At 53.6% G+C, this 25,624-nt stretch carries 22 protein-coding genes and 3 pseudogenes; 9 read left to right on the forward strand and 16 right to left on the reverse strand.

Features of this window, described 5'->3' with window-relative positions:
• Together ACO0LM_RS23405 and ACO0LM_RS23410 are read right to left on the reverse strand one after the other, a co-directional pair.
• Positions 1–307: pseudogene (locus ACO0LM_RS23405) on the reverse strand (transposase); the annotation flags it as partial.
• A gap of 400 nt (positions 308–707) precedes the next feature.
• Positions 708–2,366, reverse strand: coding sequence for an ATP-binding protein (locus ACO0LM_RS23410; protein ID WP_423040465.1), 1,659 nt, complete (start codon positions 2,364–2,366; stop codon positions 708–710).
• A gap of 511 nt (positions 2,367–2,877) precedes the next feature.
• Between ACO0LM_RS23410 and ACO0LM_RS23415 the strand changes: the two genes are divergently transcribed.
• Entirely contained in the window at positions 2,878–4,509 is a 1,632-nt protein-coding gene (locus ACO0LM_RS23415; protein WP_423040467.1) for a methyl-accepting chemotaxis protein, read from the forward strand.
• A 10-nt stretch (positions 4,510–4,519) separates the two neighbouring features.
• On the opposite strand, the gene ACO0LM_RS23420 is transcribed toward ACO0LM_RS23415, so the two are convergent.
• From ACO0LM_RS23420 to ACO0LM_RS23475, 12 genes and pseudogenes are all read right to left on the reverse strand, one after another.
• Positions 4,520–4,741 (reverse strand): hypothetical protein, encoded by a 222-nt coding sequence (locus ACO0LM_RS23420; RefSeq protein WP_423040618.1) that lies wholly within the window; start codon positions 4,739–4,741, stop codon positions 4,520–4,522.
• 199 nt (positions 4,742–4,940) lie between these two features.
• Positions 4,941–5,018: pseudogene (locus ACO0LM_RS23425) on the reverse strand (hypothetical protein); the annotation flags it as partial.
• Entirely contained in the window at positions 4,985–5,143 is a 159-nt protein-coding gene (locus tag ACO0LM_RS23430; protein WP_423040608.1) for a hypothetical protein, read from the reverse strand. The gene ACO0LM_RS23430 and the pseudogene ACO0LM_RS23425, both read right to left, overlap by 34 nt.
• Before the next feature lie 219 nt (positions 5,144–5,362).
• A complete protein-coding gene (locus ACO0LM_RS23435; RefSeq protein WP_423040469.1) occupies positions 5,363–7,123 on the reverse strand; it encodes a hypothetical protein in 1,761 nt (586 codons plus the stop codon).
• Between the two features lie 284 nt (positions 7,124–7,407).
• Complete coding sequence (locus ACO0LM_RS23440) at positions 7,408–9,963, reverse strand: TIM-barrel domain-containing protein (protein WP_423040471.1); 2,556 nt, start codon at positions 9,961–9,963, stop codon at positions 7,408–7,410.
• 184 nt (positions 9,964–10,147) lie between these two features.
• Positions 10,148–10,708 (reverse strand): nucleotidyltransferase family protein, encoded by a 561-nt coding sequence (locus tag ACO0LM_RS23445; protein WP_423040473.1) that lies wholly within the window; start codon positions 10,706–10,708, stop codon positions 10,148–10,150.
• A 48-nt stretch (positions 10,709–10,756) separates the two neighbouring features.
• Positions 10,757–12,103: a TAXI family TRAP transporter solute-binding subunit gene (locus tag ACO0LM_RS23450; protein ID WP_423040475.1), complete on the reverse strand. Its 1,347-nt coding sequence runs from the start codon at positions 12,101–12,103 to the stop codon at positions 10,757–10,759.
• Positions 12,090–12,896, reverse strand: a complete 807-nt coding sequence (locus ACO0LM_RS23455; protein WP_423040477.1) for a competence/damage-inducible protein A — start codon at positions 12,894–12,896, stop codon at positions 12,090–12,092. Before ACO0LM_RS23455 ends, ACO0LM_RS23450 begins: the two co-directional genes overlap by 14 nt.
• A 69-nt stretch (positions 12,897–12,965) precedes the next feature.
• Positions 12,966–13,796: an EI24 domain-containing protein gene (locus tag ACO0LM_RS23460; RefSeq protein ID WP_423040479.1), complete on the reverse strand. Its 831-nt coding sequence runs from the start codon at positions 13,794–13,796 to the stop codon at positions 12,966–12,968.
• Positions 13,793–14,773, reverse strand: coding sequence for a sterol desaturase family protein (locus tag ACO0LM_RS23465; RefSeq protein ID WP_423040481.1), 981 nt, complete (start codon positions 14,771–14,773; stop codon positions 13,793–13,795). Before ACO0LM_RS23465 ends, ACO0LM_RS23460 begins: the two co-directional genes overlap by 4 nt.
• Positions 14,773–15,549, reverse strand: a complete 777-nt coding sequence (locus ACO0LM_RS23470; protein WP_423040610.1) for a polysaccharide deacetylase family protein — start codon at positions 15,547–15,549, stop codon at positions 14,773–14,775. The genes ACO0LM_RS23465 and ACO0LM_RS23470 overlap by 1 nt, the downstream gene beginning before the upstream one ends.
• 34 nt (positions 15,550–15,583) lie before the next feature.
• Positions 15,584–16,558 (reverse strand): cytochrome D1 domain-containing protein, encoded by a 975-nt coding sequence (locus ACO0LM_RS23475; RefSeq protein WP_422984890.1) that lies wholly within the window; start codon positions 16,556–16,558, stop codon positions 15,584–15,586.
• Between the two features lie 523 nt (positions 16,559–17,081).
• Here ACO0LM_RS23475 and ACO0LM_RS23480 point away from each other — a divergent pair.
• Both ACO0LM_RS23480 and ACO0LM_RS23485 read left to right on the forward strand, forming a co-directional pair.
• Positions 17,082–17,438, forward strand: coding sequence for an FKBP-type peptidyl-prolyl cis-trans isomerase (locus ACO0LM_RS23480; protein WP_422984892.1), 357 nt, complete (start codon positions 17,082–17,084; stop codon positions 17,436–17,438).
• Positions 17,439–17,466: 28 nt separating this feature from the next.
• Positions 17,467–17,901, forward strand: a complete 435-nt coding sequence (locus ACO0LM_RS23485; protein ID WP_423040483.1) for a fosfomycin resistance glutathione transferase — start codon at positions 17,467–17,469, stop codon at positions 17,899–17,901.
• Between the two features lie 85 nt (positions 17,902–17,986).
• Here ACO0LM_RS23485 and orn read toward each other — a convergent pair whose 3' ends face one another.
• Entirely contained in the window at positions 17,987–18,574 is a 588-nt protein-coding gene (orn, locus tag ACO0LM_RS23490; RefSeq protein WP_422984896.1) for an oligoribonuclease, read from the reverse strand.
• 42 nt (positions 18,575–18,616) lie between these two features.
• Here orn and ACO0LM_RS23495 point away from each other — a divergent pair, with 42 nt between their 5' ends.
• The 6 genes and pseudogenes from ACO0LM_RS23495 (at position 18,617) to ACO0LM_RS23520 (ending at position 24,478) form a co-directional block, all read left to right on the forward strand.
• Positions 18,617–19,876, forward strand: a complete 1,260-nt coding sequence (locus ACO0LM_RS23495) for a M48 family metallopeptidase (protein ID WP_423040485.1) — start codon at positions 18,617–18,619, stop codon at positions 19,874–19,876.
• A 10-nt stretch (positions 19,877–19,886) separates the two neighbouring features.
• Positions 19,887–20,237: a 4a-hydroxytetrahydrobiopterin dehydratase gene (locus tag ACO0LM_RS23500; RefSeq protein ID WP_423040487.1), complete on the forward strand. Its 351-nt coding sequence runs from the start codon at positions 19,887–19,889 to the stop codon at positions 20,235–20,237.
• Positions 20,237–21,142, forward strand: coding sequence for a ribosome small subunit-dependent GTPase A (gene rsgA, locus ACO0LM_RS23505; protein WP_423040489.1), 906 nt, complete (start codon positions 20,237–20,239; stop codon positions 21,140–21,142). Before ACO0LM_RS23500 ends, rsgA (ACO0LM_RS23505) begins: the two co-directional genes overlap by 1 nt.
• Positions 21,143–21,333: 191 nt before the next feature.
• A complete protein-coding gene (locus ACO0LM_RS23510; protein ID WP_423040491.1) occupies positions 21,334–22,098 on the forward strand; it encodes a substrate-binding periplasmic protein in 765 nt (254 codons plus the stop codon).
• Positions 22,099–22,126: 28 nt separating this feature from the next.
• Positions 22,127–22,435, forward strand: a pseudogene (gene rsgA, locus ACO0LM_RS23515) (GTPase RsgA); the annotation flags it as partial.
• Positions 22,436–22,789: 354 nt separating this feature from the next.
• Positions 22,790–24,478, forward strand: a complete 1,689-nt coding sequence (locus tag ACO0LM_RS23520) for a S41 family peptidase (RefSeq protein WP_423040493.1) — start codon at positions 22,790–22,792, stop codon at positions 24,476–24,478.
• A gap of 184 nt (positions 24,479–24,662) precedes the next feature.
• Here ACO0LM_RS23520 and ACO0LM_RS23525 read toward each other — a convergent pair whose 3' ends face one another.
• Complete coding sequence (locus ACO0LM_RS23525) at positions 24,663–25,388, reverse strand: alpha/beta hydrolase family protein (RefSeq protein WP_423040495.1); 726 nt, start codon at positions 25,386–25,388, stop codon at positions 24,663–24,665.
• Between the last annotated feature and the right edge of the window lie 236 nt (positions 25,389–25,624).

The raw sequence follows: 25,624 nt of genomic DNA on the forward strand, positions 1-25,624 counted from the left end.
GCTCCGACCATGTTTGATACGGGCCGCGCCAACCTGATTTTTTTAATGCCTGCTCCAGCAGGCTTAACTCACTTCCCAACGGCTTCTCTTTCCATTGCTTGAAGTACGTGTACACCGTACTTTTGGGGGGAAAGTCGCTCGGTATCATGTCCCACTGGCAGCCGCTTTTTAACACGTACAATACCGCGCAAAACACATCATATAAATCCACTTGGCGCGGCTTGGTTTTCTTGCGTGCGCTCAGCAGAAGATCTTCTATCTTCGCAAACTGTTCTCTACTGATATCGCTTGGGTAGGTTTTTCTCATTACCCAAGTTTACGCAATATTCTTTTTGTTTACAATAAGATCTCGAATAGCTTCTAAGCTTTGCTGCTCAGAAAATCGTAAGCTTGTAGCACAAGCATCTGCACAGCGACTGCGCCATATGGCCGGGACTCATCTGCTCAAACCACGACGTCAATCTGCACTATGTTCGCGACGATTGGGGATGAGAATCAATTAGCACCATCAACAACTATTTGTATCCTTCTGTCGACGAAGGGCATAAATATACAGAAAAGCGACATAAAATCGGTTAGTGGATAGGATTAGTTTTCTGAATTAAGCATATTTATTGAGTTTTTTTCGAGAAATTCTATTATGAGGATGTACGCTCAGGGCTGATTTTTTTCCGCCGCAGACCATTTGAACAACCGTTGTCTGATGGCTAAGCCACGAGCGGCAGCGTGAGTGTAAACGTCGTGCCAAGCCCGGGTTCGCTGGAAACCTCGATGCTGCCCCCCAGTGACCCGGTTACTAAGTTATAGCAAATGTACATGCCCAGTCCGTTGCTTCCCTGGCCAAACTTCGTGGTGAAAAATGGATCAAATACGCGATCCATCACCACAGCCGGCATGCCGCAACCGTCGTCGCCATAGATCAATCGAACGCTGTCGCCCTGCACTCCGGCCAGAAATCGGATGACGCCGTGATCAAGGTGGTCAAACCCATGCTTCAGGGAATTGTCGATCAGGTGTGTGAGGCCTTGCTCGATCAACTCCGGATAGCTGTCCATATGCAGCTCGACCGGCATATCCAGCTCGAATCGATAAGGTGTGGTGCCTAAGGTGGTCTGCGTTCGCGCGACGAGCTCCGTGACGAGTTTCCTCAGGTCGAACGGGCGGCGTTGATAGGTCGCGCGATTCACTGCCACCAATTTAAATCGGGTCACCAGATCTGCGGCCCGATGCAAGCCCCGCTGCATCAACTCCATCGCGACGTGCGACGTCTCCAGGTACTTGTCCAGCTGGGCACGATGTAGCTTCCCGGCCATCAGCCGCTCCTCGAACTCGCTGATCGTATTGTCCAAGGTGCTGGCAACGACAAGGCAATTGCCGATCGGCGTGTTGATTTCATGCGCCACCGCCGACAGGATGGATCCAAGCGCCGCCAATTTTTCGGATTGCACCAATTGGCGTTGGGTCAGGCGCAGGTGATCCAGCGTCTGTTGCAACTCGTCCAATGTCATCTGCAACTGCACGCTTGAAACTTGAAGCTCGTGGGTGCGCTCCACCACCTGCCTTTCCAGTGTGTCCTGGAGGCATAACATATGGTTGTTGATCGTGCGCGCGGTGCTAATCGCCAACCACAGTGCCAAAGCGTAACCGGCAAAGCGCAATCCATGCCACATCCACCAGGGCAAGTCCCACAGGCTGGAGCGGTCGAACATAATTGCAGCGGAACCGAGCAACATGCACTGAAGACAAAAAAGCAAATCGGCGACCTTACGCATTTCCCGATAGGTCAGGAATAGTTTTGCCGCCGTCAACAACATGCATAGGCCACCACCGACGTTCAATATGGTGGCGGCAGGCGTAAATTTTCCCGATATTATCATCGAGGGAAGAAGGTCCTGAAAGACCAACGACCATCCGCCATACAGGACTGCCACCAGCAACACAATGGATGGGCAGTGTCTGAGATGAGGATTCCTCGCGGAAATCGGCAGCAATATCAGGGCAAACAGCAGACCGCCGAACGCGGTTGCGCTGCTGTGCAACCAAACGAACAAGTTGCCAGCGGCAGCCATCGAATGGAAGCCGTCCAGGCATCCCATTCCGAGCAAGGCTGTGGCGATGAGGAGATTATAGCTGCTGCCTTCACCGGCCGCTTCAAGGCGGAGCAGCAAGTAGGCAACCATCATCGCTATCACCGAGCCCCCCGCTTCAAGCGCAGCATGCAAGGTTGCGCTTTCCAGGCGCGGGTACTGGCCGGCGTACCCGCTGAGCCAAATAACGAAATACCACAGCAGGGCTAGCCCGAGTGCTCCCGCAAGAGCGACAAGCGGGCCCAACGGCTTGAGCGTTGGCGGTATATTGTTTGCCAATCTGACCTCCGCGATCGATCACCGAGAAACTATATAGTGCGCCGGGATTCCAATGTCTACAAGAAAAATCGAGCGCTGCCGTAGCGCGGGGGGCTGCGGATTTTTCAGCGGATGCGCTCGCGTCAATCAGACTGACCACGACTACCGCGGCGGTATCGATAACACGCTATCTGCTCGAAACGAGCGATGCATGGTGATCCACCTCAGCAGCCATCCTTGCGCTTGGGCGTACGTTGACATGAGGGCCATGTTGACGTATGCCTTGATCTCTATTCAGGAGGCAGCGCTAACACAAGCAATGGCGGGTGGCCCACATGCACAGGTCGTTCGTGCGGCATCCCCGCAGCCGTGCAAGGATTGACGTAAGGAAAGTTCTACACGCAAGGAGCAACCCCCGTCGTAACGAAAATTCATGCACTTGGCTCAAATGAGACAGGCGGGATATAAAAAATTAAATTTGCTTGGTATCAGCGTAGAATAAATTAACGATACGATCCTTAAGGACTATCCCGTGAAAATCAAACTACTAGGCAGATTACTGCTTGTCACATTGTTGACGATAGCGGCAGGGTTCACGCTAGCATTGTCGCTGATTATTAGCCAGTATGATGCCGCGCTCAAGACGGTGAACGCCACCTATCTGGAAACCGCCCTGCCATTGCGCCAAATCGACGCGAATACCAAAGACCTGCGTTTCCATTTGCTTGCATCCTTCATGCACGATCCCGAGCTGGAGGTGCATAAATATCACACCCATCCACTGTCGCTGCATACCGCCGCCATTCAATCCGTGATGGACGAAAACAAACGGCTTTGGGCGCAGATTGATCGGGTCGAGCCCAGCAACCCCCACGCGAAGGACCTGGCAGCGCTGAAGACCTTGTATGAAGCCTATTATCAGAAGGGTATGGGGCCTGGGATCACCGCGGTTACCGCCGAAAACTGGAACGGCATCATCGCCTCGGTGACCGCGACGCTCGTCGATTACGTCCAGTTCGAGAAAACGCTGCAGCAAAAAGTGTCTGCGATGCAAAAATGGGAGGAGCAGCAGGCGCTGGATCTGAGCAGTCAGCGGCGGTCCATCCTGCTTGCTGTGGGCCTGCTTGCGGCCCTGACGCTGGGTATCGCCGGTTTTGTCACCTGGAGGACGACCACCAGAGCAGTCGTCAGGATGAGCGGCGCGGCCAGCGCGGCGGCTGCGATGGCGACCGGCGACCTGACTTCCCGGCTTGATACGTCGGGAGCGGATGAGGCATCGGACGTGTTGCGCGCGATGTCCGACATGCAGCGCCGGCTGCAGGGGCTCGTGAGCAATATTCAAACCTCGGTGGAGGTGATCCGCGGCGCGGCATCGGACGTGAACAATGGAAATGACGACTTGTCTTCCCGCACGGAGCAGCAGGCGAGCGCACTGGAGGAGACGGCCGCGACCGTGGAGCAATTCAATTCCAGCGTCCGTCAAAACGCTGACAATGCCATACAGGCGAACCGGCTGGCCGCATCCGCCTCCGATGTGGCCGCCAAGGGCGGGAACGTCGTGTCCGAAGCGGTCAACACCATGCAGGCTATCAACGACTCGGCAAAAAAAATCGTGGATATCATAGGGGTGATTGATGGTATCGCCTTCCAGACGAATATCCTTGCCTTGAACGCGGCGGTGGAGGCGGCGCGGGCCGGCGAGAATGGCCGTGGCTTCGCCGTGGTGGCTTCCGAGGTGCGCAATCTTGCGCAGCGCTCCGCCGCCGCCGCGAAGGAGATCAAGCTGCTGATCAACAGTTCGGTTGAGCGGGTTGACGCCGGTTCCAGACTGGTTGACCAAGCGGGCGAGACGATGAAAGAAATCGTGGCCAGTACGAAACGCGTGGCCGACATCATCGGCGAGATCAGCAATGCGGGGGAGGAGCAGGCGTCGGGCATACAGCAGATACACCAGGCGGTAACCAGCTTGGACCAGACCACCCAGCAAAACGCCACCCTGGTAAGTGAAGCAGCGGCGGCGGCTCAGGAGTTGCATAGCCAGGCAGACCACTTGTCCAACGCTGTTGCGATCTTCAAACTGAGCGCATCGCGGGCGCCGAACGCGACCCCACTTAATGGGCCAGGAGCCACTCCCGCAAAAGCACGGCTGGGATTCACCGCGTAACAGCGGAAGTTCACTGTCCCCAGAAAGCGTCCTCTTGCTTTTGGTCGCTGGAGAACAGTCGGGCTTCGACAATCTGGCTACCCGCAACGCGAATCAGGTCCACGCCGGGTTGCTTGAGCTTCATGCCATCGGCATCGCCAGCAAACTCCAGGGTGATCGCGACCCAATCCCCGTTGGCCATGTAGTGGTCGGCACTGGTGATCGCGAACGTGCCCTTGGACAACTCCATCATCGTGCCTGGCATCTGGCCAACGGCGGCCAAGCCCCAATCTCAGGTTGACGTTGCGCTGATTGGCCTGATTGAACCGGCTGAGAAAATGGATGACAAGTTCATGGATATCCGGCCGGCGCTCGCACAGCGGCGGCAGACGGATGGGTATCACGTTCAGTCGGTAAAACAGGTCTTCGTGGAAGGTGCCCGCTTCCACCTCCCGTTGCAGGTCGCGGTTGGCGGCCGCCACCAGCCGTGCGTCGGTCACGCGCTCCTGCTTGGCGCCCAGCCGCGTGATCGGACCTTCCTGTAAGGTCCGCAATAGCTTCGCTTACATCGATAGCGGCAACTCGCCGATCTCATGAAGAAAATCGTGCCGCCATCGGCTTGCTCGAACAAGCCGGCGTGCGCACTCGAAGCCACGGTGAAGGCGCCACGCTCGTAGCCGAACAACTATGATTCGAACAAGGTCTCGGGGATAGCGGCGCAATTGACCTTGATAAAGAGTTGCTCTCTCCTCGGGCTGAGCAGTCGTCTCCCGGCGAAAAACCATGGTTTGATAGCTGATTGCTGTCTCAGAACGTGTTCTCAGACGAAACGATAGTCAAGGTTTTAAAAGGGAAGTAAGAAAAGTCAGGTTACCTAAGCCGACCTGAGCCTGTCCATCGCAGCGCCGAGCCCCGCTGTTCCGCCGCGCGCAACAGGCGCAGGCAGCGTTGGGCAAAGCGGCAGTGCCTTCAGGGCGTCAAACTCTTTCCACAGCCGATCGTAGTCCTCGATCGCCTTGCGAATGCGCTGTCGGTGCTGGCCACCATGAATTTTACCTTCCTGATCGAGCAACAGGGTCGTCCATGCCGCGGCGAAAATCGCATACTTGATGCGGCCATAGCTGGCGGAGATGCGGGCGAACGACTGACGTTCCGGTGTGGCGAAGCGGATCTGTGACATTAACAATTCAATCTCGCGCCACATACCGAGGGCCTCCTGCTTTTCGACGATGGCGGCCTCGCTCAAACCCTTGGAAACAATGTCACGCAATTGTGGTTCAGACATGGTGTTGTCGCGACACCACCAGACATCGATATTCACTCCCAAATTGCTAAGCTGCCCTCTCAGCACGGCGCGGGCCGACAACAGACATGCTTGTCGCAACAGCCGCGTATCGGCATCCGACAACTTCAGGATGTCGCGGCCGTATCGTTCGAAATGCACGGCTTCCGATTGCGCCGGATCGCGCGCGTAGTTCATAATGACGTAGGCATTCAGATCGCACCACAGTTCGTCTTGAATCACTGGCCCGGCCCAGCCACCGCCGCGTGACCAGGTCCAGACAGTCTTGATGCGCGGGTCGCGGATCACATCCTGCAGGCAGCGGGCTGCGCCCGCAGGCATCAGCCATGCATATTCTTCCCAGCCCTCGATCACACCTTGGGCAACGTAGTAAGGATGCGCTCCTTTTCCGTAGGCCTCAAGCTGGCACTGAACTTCGATCGCTTGACGGTGGCGCCCGGTCGCCAAGGAAGGATTGAATGGCGTGAGGCGATGGAAATCACCACTTTGATGTTTGATCGAAAAAATCAGCTGCGGATGCGGGTCGATGGCGTCCGTCACGTCCAGATAGTATTTCGGATTGTTGTGAAAATTATGTCCAAAGTCCCAAGTGCGGTAATAGACAGTGCGATTGGACTTGACGCAAACTTCGTCGCGCAGCAAGTTGATGAGTGCCACATGGCTCGATTCGCCGTGGGTGATGGCGGTGGCTGACTGAATTGCGTCGCGCGCGGCGCCTTTGGGAAGGCCGGAATCGTGGTAGGGCAGATCGTGCAGATAGACTTCGCCGGTGCGTATGACCAGGCCATCAAGACGGGGGAAGGCGGCGAATAATTCTGCGATAAAGACTTTCAAAATATTCTGAGTCATGGGACGACGCACATCCAGGCGCCCGCGTTCGTCAACCATTTCGGTGCCATATTTCTTAAGCAACGCCTGCGGCAGAATCACAAACTGACACCATGCGTACACCTTCAGGCCGCTCTGTTTGGCGGCGTCGATCTTGGCGCCGATCTCCGATTGCAACTGCGCCGCAAGTTGTGACTGCGGGCTCCCGGCCGGCATGATGCTGGGGTCGAAGGTCGAAAACGTCGGCACGCCCTCAATCGCGTGTTCGATCACTTGCGCATCGAACTGCCGCTCAGTCAGGAATACAGGGTCAACATAGCGTGTTGCAGCATCGTTTTCGCCCGGATTCCTGAACACCATATCCATGACGTCGACGCCCGTGGCAGCCCGGTCCCGCCCAAGCGGTGTTGTGACCTGATCCGCAGTTGCATCTGCGGCCGTAGCCTGGTCACTTGTGACATAAAGGGTGAGCAATGTTTTAAGCGCGGTGCGACGATCGAGCATATTGTGTCCCTTTTTGAATTGAAAATTTGCATTCACAGCGCGCGTACACGTCACGCCGGTCGTTCTAAGTCCTTTGACCGAGCGTGCACTCACCGCCTGAGACCTACGGCATTATCGGATATTGAACACCACCGCCGTCGCAAATGGCATCACCGGTGGGCACACAATAACGAGGGCAGCGCAGCTAGCGCGATTCGATACAACAAAGTACCGCAGGCGGAAGCAATAATCATCGTATACTTTCAAGATAGTGGGGTATTGGTAAAAAAATGGCAGGCCCGAACTTAGCGCCGGCCAGTGGCAACCGTCGCCGCCCGGCCATCGTTGATGACAATATTGGTCGCCTGGTTGGCACGGTAGAGGCCACGGCCAGCGCTGGCATTGACCACCACAACCTGGAATTCGCGCCGTTCCTTCATCCCCGGAAAACCGCCCTGCCGCCGGCCGATCGTCAGCTTCCTCGACGCGTCATTCCACCGCATGTGCGTCAAGGTGTACTCGCCATGCTCATACCCCCATCCATCGCCGGCGTCTTCGTAGTAGATGTATTCGCCATCGGCACCGGGATACACCCGCAGTTCAATCGGCGCGTCGACAATTTCCGATGCGTAGCGCATGACCGGCCCCATCGGGATCACGCTACCGGCCCGTACATGAATGGGCATGCGCGCGAGGGGGGCGTCCGCGATGATTGTTTGGCCTCCGCCGAGCGCCTGGCCGGTCCAAAAGTCGATCCATATTCCTTTCGGCAAATAGACCTCGCGCGTCCTGGCCGCCGTTTCAATCGGCGCCGACCGCGCCGCGTAGTACATAGGTGCGAGCACGGGACTAAGCATCACGCTGTCGCCAAACAGCATCTGCGTCTTGAGATCATGGGTACGAAGATCGTCAGGGAAGACGAACGCCACCGGACGGATGAACGACGCGCCATTCAGATACACCAGCCCGGCCCGCGAATAGATATGCGGCAGGAGTCGGTATCGCAAATGAATCGACTCTAGAATGGCGTCGTAGAACGGCGTGCCAGGCTCACCGAAATGCCATGGTTCACGCGGAGTATCCGCACCATGACTACGGCACATCGGAAGAAACACGCCCAATTGAAGCCAGCGCGTATACAGCTCGCGATAACCCAGGTCAGCCACGCCGCCCTCATAGTCGCCGTCCCAGAACCACCGGTCTTTGCGCTTGACGAAGAAAGCGCCAATGTCGAACGTGACATAAGGTGTGCCGGATGCGCTGAAGCTCTGGAGCGCGACCACCTGCTGGGCCAGCACCGGCCACTTTGCGGAAATGTCGCCGGTCCACACCACCGCGCCCACGGCCTGACTGCCCGCATACCCGGAGCGCGTCAGATTTACCAGGCGCTGGTTTGGCACACGCTTTCGCCAGTTGCGGTAAAGACTCTGCGAATCGACCAGTGCATAAGCGTTCAGTAATTGTGCATCCATCAGCTTGGCCAGCGCTTGTATATTGACGTCATCGGCATTCTGCGGACGCTTGCTGCCCGACCAATCGGCCACCTCCGGTTCGGTCGAATCACACCACCATGCGTCGATACCGTGGCGCCCGAGATAGTTCCAGACATTGTCGAAATACAGATCACCGGCCTTGCGCTGGAAAAAATCGACATAGTCAGTGCCCGGGAGGGTGTAACCATTGTCCTTGAATGCCTTGCCCGGCGGATCAAGCGGACTCGGATTTGGCCAGATCGAGATCATCACGCGCGCGTTCATATCATGAACCGCCTTCGTCATTGCCGCGATATCCGGGTATCTCGTCGCATCGGGGACAAAGCTGCCCCAGCGATTTGACATCCAGTAATTCCAATCCTGGACGATCACGTCGAGCGGGATGTTACGGTCACGGAACTGCATTGTCGTAGCAAGCACTTCGTCCTGCGTGACGTAACGTTCCTTCGATTGCATGTAGCCGTAAGCCCATTTCGGCAACATGCTGGCGGCCCCCGTCAATCGACGATAACCGGCGATCGCGCCGTCCATGGAAGGACCCTGGACAAAGTAGTAGTCTAGATCGTCCACCGCGTTGCTGGTAAACGAGGTTCCCTCCCTGCCATCGGCGAATGTGAGCACACTGTAGGTATCGAACAGCAGGCCGTATCCGCGCGTCGAGACCACGAAAGGCACGACAATTCGCAGGTTGTGCTGATAGAGCCGCTTGCTCTTGCCCCGCAGGTTCAGGTCGTCGGTTTCGTCGAAGCCAAGTCCATAGAGCGCTTCGTTGTCGCGGAACTTAAAACCTGCTGTTGCCTTCCATGCATCGCGGTCAATTTTCTGCACGTAGGTGTCTGCGACCTGCCGCTCGCCGTCGACCGTTTTGACAGTCTTCACCGTCGCGGGGTCGGGCACAGACTTGACAATGGCCACTTTCTCGAACGCGCGCGGCGACACCTTGGCCTCTTCCAGCAGAAGCTTCCCATCTGCCCCCCAAAAAGATATGGCGCCGGTTGTGCGATCCAGTTTCACGCTCATCTTGGGCGAGTGAAGCGCATACGTCTTGCCATCATCGCTGGTCCGGATTACCCCCGGCTTGTCCTTGATGTCGGCGCGCATCAAACTTGCCGCCTTTGACCAATCCCGGTTTTGCGTGGCAGTTATCCGGACAATCTGGTCCGTTACAAAGCTGATGCGCAAGCGCATATGATCAATCCGGCATTCGATCCCGTCCGCCGACTTTTGCACGTCATTCACCACGCCGAGAGTTCGCTCACGGAAGAAGTCTTGCGGAACTTTCTTGTCAGTGGCATAGCCACGCCTGGTCAAAATCCATACGGGAATTGAAGCGGCTAGTTGTTTTAGAAGTTTTCTGCGCTTATTCATTGTGCCAGTCTGTATGCCTGATTTGATTGCTTGGTACTGAAGGCGTCCACGCTTGCATGCCTTCTGTCGACAACATATTGTATTTTATATTTGCAACACCAAAACCGTTACAGACGCAATAAGAATTTTTCCAAGCATCAGCCCCAGCAAGAAATACGGACACAGGTGATCAGAAGGCGGTGTGCTAACTGACTATCTCAGCCGGATCTATCCTCAACCACGGCCAGCGGCTTTGATAGGACGCGACCTTTTTCTCAAACAGATCGCGGTAAGGCGTCAGGGGATTCATCGTCAGGATGCCGTCGTACAGCAGGGCCAGACCGTTTGGCGCATAGATAGCATTCGGGCGTATGCCAACACAGGTGGCGGGGATAAGGAAACGGTCGATACCATCGCGAGCGCACGCCAGTGCATCATAAGGATGGCCAAAGTAAGATGCATACCAGAGATGCACGCGCGCCTGGTTGCATGCTTCGACCGTAATTCCCAGATCGCCCAGCACCTCGTCGACACGCGCCTGCACGTTTTGTTCTGCTGCCTCGCTCAGATCACTGGCATCGTAATAAAACAGGTCATAGTCCTTGATGTCCGCTTCTGGCGCGCGGCCAGCCTGTTTGTTCCAGATGGTCTGGAACAAACATCCGGCGACTAACCAGCCATCGGCAAGTGCCAGGGCATCCCAACGCTCTAGAATAGCGCAATTGTTACGGTTGCCAAGAACCTCAGTCAGGAAACGGTTTTGCATGGAGTAGAGTAGAGGATAGAAGGAAGTAAAACAATGGAATTCCTTCCATCAAGACGCTGCCGGCACCGCCCCTGCTTTCAGCATCGCCTCTACCCGTGCGCGCACGAAGTTGATATGGCTGCGCAGGCCATACAGTTCTTCGGCATACGACAGCGGTATGGTGATGCGGTTGACCTTTTCTTCGATTTCATCAAGGTGACGTAATTGCGCAGTGGCCACGGCCTGCAATTCTGCCGGGGCTACGCTTTCTATCGATTGTTCGACCAGTCGCAATTGACCATACCAGCGGTAGATGCGTGAGCGTATGCGCCATACATACAGGGGCGGAATGATTTTGGACAAGGGCAGGAACAGGGCACCGAGTGCCACCAGTACTACCCACATGCGTTCAAAGAAATTGGCGACCCAGAATGTCAGGTAACGCTGCAACACGGGTGGGCCGTTTTTATAGAATTTTTCGGCTTCTCTTGCCACCGGAATTTCGGTGTATTTATCCGATGGAAATTCGCCCTGCTTGCTGAACCAGTCTGCCCCGCTATGTATGCGCCGTGCAGCCTGCAACAGCAAGCTGATCATGGCGGGGTGCAGGCTTTCATGGGCGACCAGGGTGGCAGTGGGTGCGATCAGGTGGTAGTCGCGAGCCGGGATGTCGCGGCCTATATCGACGATGCCGCGCGGTAGCACCACATGCGACAAAAACGGAAAGCGCCGGGTATAGGCTTCGGCCTGGACAAAATCAAACAGGCGTATGCCGGGCGTCTGCAACAGCATTTGCACCAGCGGTGAATCGCTGGCAGAACTGAAGATCAGCACATCGACTGTGCCATCCAGCAAGGCGACCGTCCCTGGTGTATCGGCCAGTTTTTGTATGCTGACATCAGCTGTGCTCATGCCGTTGACATCTAATATCTGGTCAAACAGGCGGGCAACGCCGGTACCGTCGGGGCCGACATTCACGTTCTTGCCCTTGAACTGGCTAATGGTGGTGACTTCTTTGGGATTGCGATAAAACACCCAGATCGGTTCATAAAACAGGCTGCCCAAAGAAATCAGGCCACGCTCCTGCGCCTGTGCTTCATCGGTGGAACCACTGCGGACAAAACCGACTTCAACCTCGGAATCAGGGTCGCTGATACGTGTCAGGTTTTCTTCCGACCCCATCGAGGATTGCTGGCGTAATTCGACCTGGTTCTTGGCCAGCTCTTGTGCATAGCGTTTGGCAAAACGCTCATACGCGCCATTGGCCTGACCGGTAGACATATCGATGACACGCGATGGAGCCGGGTCCACCAGCCAGTAACCGACACCGCAGACGATCACCACCATCAGCGTGACCGGGCCAAAGGCGACCAGCAGATCACGCAGATTGAACAGGGTGAATTTAATCTTCCGCATGTTTTTGTGGCGTAGGGATATAGTCAGATGTCAGCGTCTGCAAGCCTTTGAGCATGGAGTCATAGGCAACTGCCACCTCTTGCTGGCTACCCTTGACGCCCAGTTCTATATGGCGGCGTTCAGTGGCACTGCCGACGCTGGGCAGGCTGAAGACCTTGATGCCGGCATAGGTGGCTTCCAGCTCTTCCATCAGGGGTGTCAGTACGGACTCGGCAATTTCATACACCAGCACCGACTTTTCAAATTGCGCATGTTGGTGGAACAAATGAGAAAAATGGGTATCCAGCACCCATTCCAGCATGGGCCAGGCCATGACAGGGAAGCCAGGCACAAAGAAATGATTGTGTATCGAAAAACCGGCGATCTTGTTGAAGGGATTGGGGATGATGGTCGCCCCCTGCGGGAATTCACCCATCTTCAGCCTATGCTGGTGATCCGGGGTATTCAGGTCGGCGACCTCGCCTTTTTCTTTGGCGATGTCGATGATGCGTTCCTGTATCAGGAGCTTGGCTTCGGGGTGCAGGACTATCGGCAAATCCAGCGCAGCCGCTGCACACTGGCGCGTATGGTCATCTGGCGTGGCACCAATGCCGCCGGTGGAAAACACGATGTCACCGCTGGCAAAACTGCGTTTCAGGGTGGCCGTAATGCGCTCGCGGTTATCGCCTATGTATTCTACCCAGTCCAGTTGCATGCCGCGTGCCTTGAGCAGGGCAATGACCTTGGACATATGCTTGTCTTCGCGTTTGCCGGATAAAATTTCATCCCCGACTATGATCAAACCTATCGCCACAATCCACTCCCCTTCTTATGCTTGAAGCCTCTATTGTGCGCCATTTTCGATCCGGCGGGTGACAGCGACTCAGGCTGCGGGTTGCTCCTGTGGTTGTTCCTGTTGTTGGCGTTGTACCTGCAGCGCATCCAGGCAATAATACTGGAACCATAAACCGGTGAAGACAAACACCAGCACATAAATCCAGATTGCCACTGCGGCGATGACAGGCAAAAACAACACGGATAAAACGCCGCCCAGCCACAGCAAACCCGGCCCTGCACCAAACAGACCGGCGACAATGCCTATCGCCAGCAATGAAGGGCGATGCTGTTTCAACAGTGCATCCCGTTCATCGATATCGGCATGCAGTGCCAGGGCATCGTACACCATGACGCGGTAGGTCAGCCAGCCCCACAAAAATGGCTGCAGGATAAGACTGACAGGCGGTATCAGGGTCAGCGGCAAGGTCAGCAGCCAGATCAGGGCAAAAATGCCGAAAGATGAAAATGAATGCAGCAAACTACCCAACAGGCTGCCGCCGTTTTTTTGTTCCAGTGCCGGGTAATGCCGGCTGCCCACATGCTGGCTGATGGCGGGCATGGCAAACAGGGCGATGCAGACCAGGGAAGTGAAGATCATCAGCGGCAGCAAGACCCACATCGCCACCAATGGCACCACCATGGTCTTGAAGGCGATCAGGCCCAGCATATTGAGTACGCTGCCGGCAGCCTGAAAAGCATTGTGCTCACCAAACCAGGTCTGCAGAAAATCCATCAGACTTTGCATGCCCCACCACATGGCTGCGCCCCACAGCAGCAAGGCTGCAATAAACGGGATAAAGGTCAGCAAGAGCATGCGGTAATGCAATTGCCCTGCCACTGCCCTGCCCCAGGCACGCATGATGGATGTCATGTTCATTGTTTTTGCTCCTTGTCAAACCCCGTCATGCGCTTTAAACCCAGCCACTGTTGTGACCAGAAACCTTCGCCGTAGTTGCGGCTATTGCCTTCTGGTGCTGGCAACTGGTCGCGGATGCCGGTCATGGCAAATTCCTTGCTGAACAGGGCGGTGCGAAACAAGACATCCCAGACCGGGAACAATACCGCAAAATTATGCCCGCCCAGCGTCCCCTTGCCACGGGTTTCATGGCCTATGCCTATGGCATGGTGGGTACGGTGATAACGCGGCGATACCAGCAGGTATTCACCGATGCGGCCAAAATGGATGCGCACATTGGCATGCTGCAGGCTTTGCAGCATCTGCGATGCCATCACCAGCATGACATATTGGCCAGGTTCAACGCCGATGACCAGGGCGATCACGCCCATATAGATATCGCGGATGAAATCGTCCAGCAGGTGGTTGCGGTTGTCGCTCCACAAATTCATGTCACGCTGGCTGTGGTGCAGGCTGTGCAAGGCCCACGACCAGTTAAACTGATGTTCGGCGCGGTGATACCAGTAATCAAAAAAATCGAGTACGAACAGGTACACAAAAAACAGCAAGACCGGATATTGCAGCATGTCCGGCCAGATGTTTTCCAGATTGAAGGGATTCACACCTTGCAGATGCAACACCGCAGTTGCGCTGTCCAGCAAGGGGTCCAGCACGAAAAAAATCAGAATAGAAAACGCCCCCAGCCGGTGCAAGGCGGTATAGATGAAATCATTCCAGCGGGCATAGCGGTTCTTGATTTCATGCACGGGTATCCATGATTCCAGCGGGCGCAGCACGATAAACAATATGATCAGTTGCAAGACACCAAGAATGAACCATTCGACCCCCTCGAAAGAATCTTCAACAAACTCACCCAGATCCAGATAAAACATCAGGGGCTGCACTATCGTTTCAAAAATCCAGGCTTGCAGATTTGTGAACAGATCGGAAATAGTCATTATTTTTTCGATTGATTTAAATTACGGTAAGCAGGATGCTCACGTAGGGTAGCAAAACAAAAGGCTTTTTGCTCAAGCCCTTTAATCAGCGGTTCCAGGTTTTCTGGTGCCCAGGGCTGTTTGCGTGACCAGATGCCCATGTGTGCGACAAAAATATCGCCATCCCTGAGCTGGTCCAGCGCCCGCTTGAGCAGCATGGGGTTGCTATATTTCTCACTTGACAGTTCGTCCCCGGAAAAACCAGCCGGTGCCCAGCCCACATGCTGGTAGCCGCAAGCCTGGCCGGCTTTCAGCAGCGCGGGGGTCAGCTTGCCACCCGGCGCACGCCATAAGGGATCAAGCTTTTTGCCGGTCAGTGCTAAAAAACGCTGATCGACACGGCGTAGTTCCTGGCAATATTCTTGTGCCGTCCATTGCAGGGTCTGCCCGGCCTGTACACCAAATTGCGGTTTGACGGCGATGCGCCCATCGGGCAAATCACCCACCACGTAAACATGGTCGAAAGTATGGGTGCCAAAGGCATGGCCTTCTTCTGCCAGGTTTTTCCAGTACGGTGACCAACTCATGTCGAGGGAATAATCGCCCTGTACGGTTTTTTCATTCGCCAAAAAAAAAGTCGCCTTGATGTGATGGCGACGCAGGGTGGCAGCAATCAGCTCCGCCTGCGACTGGCTGCCAGTATCAAACGTCAGGTAGATCGTGCCCTTGCAGTTGCCTGCATTGGTGCCAGTGGTGTCATTAGTGGCATTAGTGGCAATTGCGGGCAAGGCCAGCATGGCCACCAGGGCCAGGTTCGTGCGCAGCGACAATTTACATATTGCCAGAACGGTTGGCAAAGTACACACCATGTGGGGAACGCCCTACCGGTATCATCTTGATCACCTTGCGGGATGGAATATCAATCACGGCCACCTTTTTGATCCAGCGCAGTGTGGTCCACAGGGTTTTGCCGTCATCGCTGACTTCCATGCAATCCGGTCCGCCCGGTACTTGTATGTTACCGACCATTTCCAGGGTCTGCTGGTCAAGGATATTGATTTCGTTGGATGTGCGGTTAGAGACAAAGGTATGACGCTTGTCACCCAGGGCGCGGAAATTATGCGTGCCCTCGCCTGCCTTGATTTTCTTGACGGTTTTTTGGGTGCGCCAGTCGATGACTTCGACATAATTGCTGCCCATGATACCAACCAACAGGTATTTATCATCCGGCGTCATGGATATACCCGCTGGCAATTTGCCGACGGGGATAGTCCACTTGACTTTCTGGGTTGCCAGATCAATGGCCGACACCTGGTCGCTGCCCTGCTGGGTAATAAAGACGGTGGTGCTGGCGGCATCAAATGCCATATGGCTGGGCAACTTGCCCAGGGGTACGCGCTGCACCAGTTTCATGTCCTGGCCATCGTATTTATAAAAATCGACACGGTCCAGACGCAAGGAATTCGACACGAACCATTTCTGGTCAGGTGAAAAGCCGATCTGGTAAGGGTCGGCAATGTCTTTCATACGGCGTTGTATCTGCCCGGTTTTAGGGTCAAGAAACACCAGCTCATTACCGACTGCATTCGCCACGATCAGGGACTTGTTGTCCGGCGTGGCCATCAGGTGATGCGGTTCCTTGCCTACAGGAAAGGTGCTGATTTCTTTATAGCTTGTCTGGTCAAGCAGGCTCACCGTCGCATCACGTGAATTCAATACCACGACGACATTGGCCTGGACTGAGGATGCTGCAACACTGGAAAGTAAAGAAAACGCCAGAGACGACCACAAAAAACGACTACGCATGAAAGAAGACACCGCGAAAAATTAAATTGAATAGGCATTTTACAGCGCTTGACATTAAGGAAAGGGCTTTCCTTTCATTGTTTTTCAGATTTTTCGCTAATTTTGCGTAAAATCAAGCTGCGCCTAGTTGCCGCAAAGAAAAACTGACCAAAAACCGGTACAAATTAATAGTAAGGGCTAGTGGTCAGGAGCAGTAGTAAAAAGCAGTAAGCAGTAGTAACAACACCCAACAATTGTATCGCCATCCACCATGCAAGAAACTTTTGCTCTACAATTGCGCCAGCTTTTTTTGATGAAGGAATTACCTGGCTTGGGGCTCAGTTATGACCCACCTATCGCAGCAAACTATTTCTATGCGACAATAGTTTTCGCCTGAAATGACAGTAGCACGCTGCGGGCAGCCAACACTTTCCAGACCAAAAAAAACAGGGTAGCAGAAAAAACCCATTCAGCCTGCACCTGAAAACCTAAAATGACAGGCGTTTTAATACGCATAACTACAACGTCTCACCGAGGAAAAACAATGAGCACAATCACAACAGTCAGCGGCCTGCAATATGAAGACAAAGTCGTCGGCGAAGGCGCAGAAGCGCAAGCAGGTCAACATGTCGATGTCCATTACACGGGCTGGTTGCAAAACCCTGATGGCAGCGCAGGCAAAAAATTCGATTCCAGCAAAGACCGCGGTCAACCGTTTTCTTTCCCGCTGGGCGCTGGCCATGTGATCAAAGGCTGGGATGAAGGCGTGCAAGGCATGAAAGTCGGCGGCACCCGCCTGCTGACCATCCCTTCCAGCCTCGGTTATGGCCCGCGCGGTGCCGGTGGCGTCATCCCCGGCGGCGCGACGTTGATATTTGAAGTCGATTTGCTGGGCGTTTAATTACCCTGCCTCCCCCTGCCCTGACAGCATGACCGATATTGGCAAACCCGGACCTGGTGTTTCGGGTTTGAACCACCTGACGCTGTCCGTCACCAACCTGGAACGTTCATTTACTTTTTATGTGGACGTTTTAGGCTTAAAACCTGTCGCCAGATGGCAAAACGGTGCCTATCTGCTGGCCGGTGATGACTGGATTTGCCTATCCGTCGATAGTGAATGCCGCACCCACATCCCCGCTGAATATACCCATACTGCGTTTTCTGTCAGCCCTGAGGCCTATACCGCTTTTGCGCAAAAGGCAGACGCTGGCGAGTTGCAGCCTTGGAAAAGCAATAAGAGCGAAGGCGACTCACTGTATTTGCTGGACCCAGACGGTCACAAGCTGGAACTGCATGTGGGCGATTTAGAATCCCGGTTGGCTAGCTTAAGAAACAAGCCTTATGCGGGTTTGATCCTGTATTAACCAGACCCTTATTATCAAATAAGCACCAAGCAAGTAAAAGCCAGGGCATGCCTGGCTTTTTTGCAACAGATTTGGTGAATACAGCTTATTCTTTAATGAAATGCTCGCGGTAGTATTTCAGCTCTTCGATGGATTCCAGGATATCGGCCAGGGCGGTATGCTTTTGGTGCTTTTTGAAGCCGGATGCCAGTTCTGGCTTCCAGCGGCGGCACAATTCTTTCAGGGTCGATACATCCAGGTTGCGGTAATGGAAGAAGGCTTCCAGCTTGGGCATGCCGCGTGCCATGAAGCGGCGGTCCTGGCAGATGGTATTGCCGCACATGGGTGACTTGCCTGCGGGTACAAAGGCTTTCAGGAAGGCGATCAGAGCGGCTTCGGCATCGGCTTCGGTGACGGTAGAGGCTTTGACGCGGTCGATCAGGCCAGAGCGGCCATGGGTGCCCTTGTTCCAGTTATCCATCTTGTCCAGGGTTTCGTCGGACTGGTGGATGGCAAATACCGGGCCTTCGGCCAATACATTCAATTGCGAATCAGTTACCACTATCGCCACCTCGATGATACGATCAGTGTCCGGGTCGAGGCCGGTCATTTCCATGTCCAGCCAGATCAGGTTTAACTCGTTAGGGCGGGCCGGAATAGTGGTGTTTGTTTGAATGTCGGTCGCTTGTGACATAATTCTTCCTTAGCTATTACTTATCGAATGTCACATTTTCCCATGATTTCAGTCGTTTTTTCGGTTTTATTCGTTTCCTTCCTGCTATTGACGCTGGTTTTTCAGTTCTGGCTGGCTTCCCGCCATATCCGCCATATCCTGCGCAACCGTGCCGCCGTGCCTGCACAGTTCGCTGAAAAGATCAGTCTGGCGTCGCATCAAAAGGCAGCCGACTACACCATTGCCAAGACCAAGATGGGCATCGTGATGCAGATGGTGAATGCATCGGTGCTGATCGGTTTTACCCTGTTTGGCGGGCTGCAATGGCTGTCGGTGGCCCTGGTCAAGCTGACGGGACCGGGCATGCTGTACCAGATCAGCCTGCTGATTGCGTTTACCCTCATCAGCGGTATCATCGAATTTCCTTTCAGTTATTACTCGCAATTTGTGCTGGAAGAACGCTTTGGTTTCAATAAAATGACCCTGGGCCTGTTTTTTAAAGACATGCTGACCAATACCCTGGTGAGTGCAGCGCTAGGCTTGCCGCTGATCTGGGTGATTTTGAGTCTGATGGAAAAAGCTGGCAGTATGTGGTGGCTGTATGCCTGGGTGTTCTTTATCGGTTTCCAGTTGCTGGTGATGCTGATCTTCCCTATCGTGATTGCGCCGCTGTATAACAAGTTCTGGCCGCTGGACAATGAAGAAGTGCGTGAACGCATAGAAAACCTCAGCAAGCGCGTCAGCTTTGCCCTGAAAGGCATCTTTGTCATGGATGGCTCGAAACGCTCCGGCCACGGCAATGCGTATTTTTCCGGTTTTGGTGGTGCCAAGCGCATCGTGTTTTATGACACCTTGCTGGAACGCCTGGCCCCGAACGAAATTGAAGCCGTCCTCGCGCATGAGCTGGGCCATTTCAAGCTCAAGCACATCGTCAAGCGCATGGTTGTCATATTTGCGCTGTCGCTGGTGTTTCTGGCGATACTGGGCTTTTTGAAAGACCAGGTCTGGTTTTACACCGGTCTGGGTGTCGACCCCATGCTGCTGGCCCGCAATGATGCGATGGCGCTGATCCTGTTCATGCTCAGCCTGCCGGTATTTACCTTTGTATTTTCACCGCTGAGTTCCATCACCTCACGCAAGCACGAATTCGAAGCCGATGCCTTTGCCGCCAAACATACCAATGCCAGTGACCTGGTCACCGCCCTGGTCAAGATGTATGACGACAATTCATCGACACTGACGCCTGATCCTTTGCATTCGGCGTTTTATGACTCACATCCTTCTGCCTCGGTGCGCATCAAGCACCTGCTGGCGGCACAATAACGGAGACACCATGATCAAGAACACAGATTTGCTGGCGAAAAAATCGCAGCATACCGAAACCGCCCTGGATGTAGCCAGCCTGCCCGCCTATCTGGCAGCTACACCCGGCTGGACCCAGGATGGCCCGCGCATCGTCAAGACCTACCAGTTCAAGAATTATTACGAAACCCTGTCCTTCATCAATGCGATTGCCTATGTCATCCATGCGGAAGACCACCACCCGGAAATGGTCGTCACTTTTAACCGCTGCGTCATCAAGTTTGACACGCATACTGTGAATGATGGCAAGGGTGGCATTTCAGAAAATGACTTTATCTGCGCCGCCAAGATCGACGCGATTTTTGAGCAAAGCTTTTCCTGATGGCACGTGCACAAGCCCTGGTCATTGCCGCGCATGGCCGTCATTATCTGGTACAAGCCGAGATCGACGGCCAGCAACACAAACTGCATTGCGTCACCCGTGGTAAAAAAAGTGATGTTTCGGTAGGCGACGTTGTCGAATATGCGCTGACCTCCAAAAACCAGGGCGTGATCGAAGCCATCACCCCGCGCAAGACTTTGCTGTACCGGTCTGATCAGTACAAATCCAAGATGCTGGCCGCTAACCTGACGCAATTGCTGATCGTGGTCGCCACCGAACCCAGCTTTACCGATGACCTGGTATCGCGCGCGCTGGTAGCGGCAGAATCATCCGGCATCAAACCACACCTGATCCTGAACAAGGTCGACGTCACCGCATCCCTGCCCAAGGCACGCGAACGCGTCGGCCTGTATGCTGGCCTGGGTTACCCTGTGCATGAAGTATCGGCCAAGACCGACCCCGAAGGCACACGCCTGCTGATGCACAAACTGATGCAGGGACAAAGCACCATCCTCATCGGCCAGTCTGGCATGGGCAAATCATCGCTTATCAATTTGCTGATACCCGATGCAGAAATCGCCACCCGCGAAATCTCTGCCGCACTCGATACCGGCAAGCACACCACCACCTTCACCCGCCTGTATCACATGGATGAGCATTCCTACGTGATCGATTCACCCGGCTTCCAGGAATTTGGTCTGCACCACCTCAGCGAAGGCATGCTGGAACGCGCCTTCCCCGAATTCCTGCCCCATCTGGGCAAGTGCAAGTTCTACAACTGCCACCACCACACCGAACCCGGCTGCGCCATCCTGGCCGCCATCAAGGACGGCAGCATCTCGACCATGCGGCATGATATGTTTGAACAACTGGTGCATGAATCGAAGCAGACGGTGGGGTATTAACAAGCAACTTGCTTCTTGAGTAGAATGAAATGCCGTTGACGCAAACAAATACCAAAAATTCATCTATGCTGGCTACAGCCAGGGCATTGTGGGTATTCCACTTGGTTTGACCATCTATTTCGGTAAAGGTTATACTTGCTTCGAAGCGCGTCAACAGTTCACTCCAACAAAGCTAGCAACAAGAGAGCAAAATGGATTCTTTAAAACGACGTTTTTTATTCATTTTCCTTTCTGTGGCATTGAGTGCAACGACGTCAGCTGCAGAGCCTACGTTGACCATGCTCGTCGGCACAAGTAATGCACCTAAGATGTTTTTGAATGATGCTGAGAAGCCTGTTGGCTATTTCACCGAACTTGCACAGTTAATTGGCAGACGCGCAGGCTACAAGGTTGTGATCGTTGCGGTTCCTTGGGCACGGGCAGTGCAAATGGCGGAGCGAGGCGAAGGTGTTATTTGTAGTTTATCCAAGACACCTGAGCGTGAAATGCTTTTTAGTTACTCAAATGCCGTTCTTGTTGATCGTGTGGTAATCGTCACCTTAAAGAAAAGAAACATAGTCGCAGCGAGTTTGGCCGATTTGAAAGGTATGACCATTGGTGTAAACCGAGGGTCAAAATACGGTACAAAGTATATTGAAGAACTTCCGATGGTAAATCTGGACGAAGATAACAGTGGCGTTTCCCGTTTGCGTAAGCTTGTTTTAGGTCGAATTGATGCTGCAATTATTCCAGGTGGTGTTGCAGCCGTGACGTTTAATGCAAAAATGGCAGGAATAGACTTTAATGACTTAACTGTACAGAAGACACCTTTAGCGATAGATAAAAATTATTTTGGAATTGCTAAATCACGTCCAGACGCGAGTGATGTGTTAGGACATCTTAATGCTGCAATTGATGCATCCATCGCAGACGGAAGCATCGAGGCAATAATGAATAATTATGGTGGTATGCCTTAACTGTAACGGCTCGCGTTTGAAACCGGTCGCGCTCGATACCGGCAAGCACACAACCACCACCTTCACCCGCCTGTATCACATGGATGAGCATTCCTACGTGATCGATTCACCCGGCTTCCAGGAATTTGGTCTGCACCACCTCAGCGAAGGCATGCTGGAACGTGCCTTTCCCGAATTTTTACCTCATCTGGGCCAATGCAAGTTCTACAACTGCCACCATCACACCGAACCCGGCTGCGCGATTTTGGCCGCAGTCAAAGACGGCAGCATCTCTACCATGCGGTATGACATGTTTGAACAACTGGTGCATGAATCGAAGCAGACGGTGGGGTATTAACTACAGGTTTGAAGTGGCTACCTGAGCATGTAAAAAAATGGCGTCTTATACGTGAGAAATTTAAAAGTTTACGTGACTGCCTTCAACACACATTAGAATTCATCTCCCTCACAGCCCAACAAAATTTTCCGGAAATCTGGCAACAAGCCAGGTTTCTGGACTTTTCTGCAATGGCAGAAGATTTCTATGCATTGCGCAATCAGTTTAAAAACTAGCGTTTGCGAACGAGCGCTATTTCAGCCCCTTCTTTTTCATCCTGTACCTCGTTTCAGGCATTTTATCGCAGCGCTTAGTTTTCAATAAATCATTTCATTTACAATAGGAATCCCGTCAACATTCTTTGAAAGCAATGTGATGCACGTTTTTGCAAAAAAAATCCTTGGCTGCCTCATCGTCGCCAGCTTGAACATGATTCCTTCATCCGCCAGCCTGGCACAGACAAAGGCCACTGATCCAGCCCTCAAGCAAGCGCGGGAATACTACAAGGCAGGTGACGTCGCCCGGCTGGATAAACGTTATGCAGATGCCGCGCAATTGCTGCTCAAGGCGTATGAACTTGTCCCTGAATCGTCTGCTCTACCGTACGACATCGCCTGCCTGCATGCCCTGCGCGGGGCGAAAGAGGATGCCTTCAAATGGCTGGATGTGGCCATTGGGGCTGGTTACCTGAATGTCGATCACATGCTCAAGGACAGTGATTTTGACAGCCTGCATGACGACCCCCGCTGGCAAAAATCAGTCGACAAGACCAGGAAAGAAGCCACCCGGCAAGCGCGCCTTTGGTCATCACCAGTGTGGGATAGCGCCTATGCTGAACAATTGAGTGAAGACGAGAGAGTAGCTGGCCTGTCCAAATTCTGGTCTGAAGTGAAATATAATTTCGTCTACACCGACAAGCTGCTGGATCTGGACTGGGACGCCGTCTATTTGCGTTATCTGCCCAAAGTGCGCGCGGCAAAAAACACCGCTGACTATTACAAGATTCTGATGGAAATGTGCGCCTTGCTGCAAGACGGGCATACCAATGTCATGCCGCCAGCCACCTTATACAATGATGTGTGGGGCACCGTACCGCTACGCGCTGTATTGATGGAAGACAAGGTCATCATCACGGATGTGCTTGACCCTGCATTGCGCGAACGCGGTATCTTGCCCGGCCATCAGATACTGAGTGCCGATGGACAGGACATCAAAACCTATTTACAAAAAACAGTGGCCCCCTATATCAGCGCGTCTACCCCGCAAGACATGGATGTCCGGCTCTATAATTATGTTCTGTTGCTTGGTGACCTGGACACGTCAGTGAAAATTCTTGTAGCAGACCCGCAGGGCAAGACCCTCTCCATCGACATCAAACGCATCAATACTGCAACCCGGCGCAAGTTTGCCACACCCAGGCCAGCATTCAACTGGCGCATGTTAGCCAATAATGTTGCCTACGTTGAACTCAACTCTTTTGGTGACAATACCGCTGCCAAAGAATACATCAAAGCCTATGCAGAAATTGCCAAGGCAAAGGCGATCATCTTCGACGTAAGGAAAAACGGTGGTGGCGATACCGACGTAGGCTATCGCGTATTGCAAACCCTGGGGACGCCACCCTTTGACAGCAGCCATGCCGCCACCCGTAACTATAAGCCCACAACGCGGGCATGGGGCGAAAGACAAGCCATGCATGACTTTGCCGACGAAAAAAACCAACCCGATCCAGAGCGCGCCTATCACGGCCCAGTCATGGTCCTGACAAGCGCCTCAACCTTTTCCGCCGCTGAAGATTTTGCCGTTGCCTTTGACAGCATGAAGCGTGGCCTGATCATCGGTGAACCCACCGGTGGCAGCACAGGACAACCATTGATGATCAGCATGCCCGGCGGTGGCAGTGCCCGCATCTGTACAAAAAAAGACACCTATATCGATGGTAAAGCGTTTGTCGGCGTAGGCGTACAACCTGGCAAGCTGATACGCACCAAAGTAGATGATTTCAGGGCCGGTAAGGACACACAACTCGATGCTGCGCTGGCAGAAATTGAAAAACTCAAGTGATGTACCAGGGCCACGCTCGCCAGCAGACACATGCTGGTGGGTGGGCTACAAGACGGTTTTTTCAGTTTTGGTTTATCTGGCACAATCCCCCTCAAGAAGATGTAGCAGATGTGGCGCGCCAGTATTTGATGGTGCCGTGATCGTATTGTTTGGCAGATCGATTCAATGTTTAATAAGTCGAGCATCAGACTTTATTAAACAAGGTAATCGTCCGCACTATTGCCGGAGCAATCATGGATTCATGGTTACCGGTGATCACTTCATGTTTGCAGACTGAATATTTGGCGACCAGACTGCAAAATTCTGCGTTAACTGGAATCGCCATGGTATTGGCTGATTCAGAAAACACATACAGCGGCGCTTTGACTGTGCTCGTATAGCGATAAGGGTCGCGGATTTTTTGTTCGTCTGGCAGATCAACATTGAAAGGGGCAATATTCTTATAATGGGCCAGCCACAGCGGCAAGCGGGCGAAGCCACTATAGGCAGCAACTGCCTTGAATGGTGACGGCATTTCTGATGCCAGTATGGCCAGACTGCCCCCCACGCTATGACCTGCCAGATATATCCTTTGTGTATCGACTTGCGGTAAAGTCGCAAGGTAACTGCCAGCGGCAATGGCGTCATCGACTTCACCGCCAAACATTTCAAAATTGCCTTCGCCACCGTTTTCACCACGCAGGCGCGGCATCATGAGAATATAGCCAGCTTTGACAAAACCTTCAGCAGCAACCCAGTCATCAGCAGAAAAGGAAAATCCACCATGCAGGAACACTACGGCAGGCATCTTTTTCTTGTTGTCAGGCGTGGTAGACAACCATGCCGTCAAATGCAATTTACCCGACACATAGCTAATCTCTTTGACCCCGGCAGGTACCTTTTCCTGGACGAAGCTTTGTGGCGCCTTCATTTTCTTGGTTAACTGGCTGGTGTAAGCAGTCCTTGCTGCTTGCAGGTCTTCTGCATGCGCATTGAAGCAAGGAGCGAACAGAGGCAATAAGAATAAAGCGTTAATAAGGTGCGTTGTGTTGTATCTCATTTTGATGACGGGTTAGATGCAATGGATGAAGACTTGGAATATTACGGCATTGAAGCGATTATAAGTATAGATGGTGGAACAAGTACAAAAACAATCTTTCATCTCCC

Source organism: Undibacterium sp. Di26W (genome assembly GCF_049340265.1).
Lineage (GTDB): Bacteria > Pseudomonadota > Gammaproteobacteria > Burkholderiales > Burkholderiaceae_D > Undibacterium.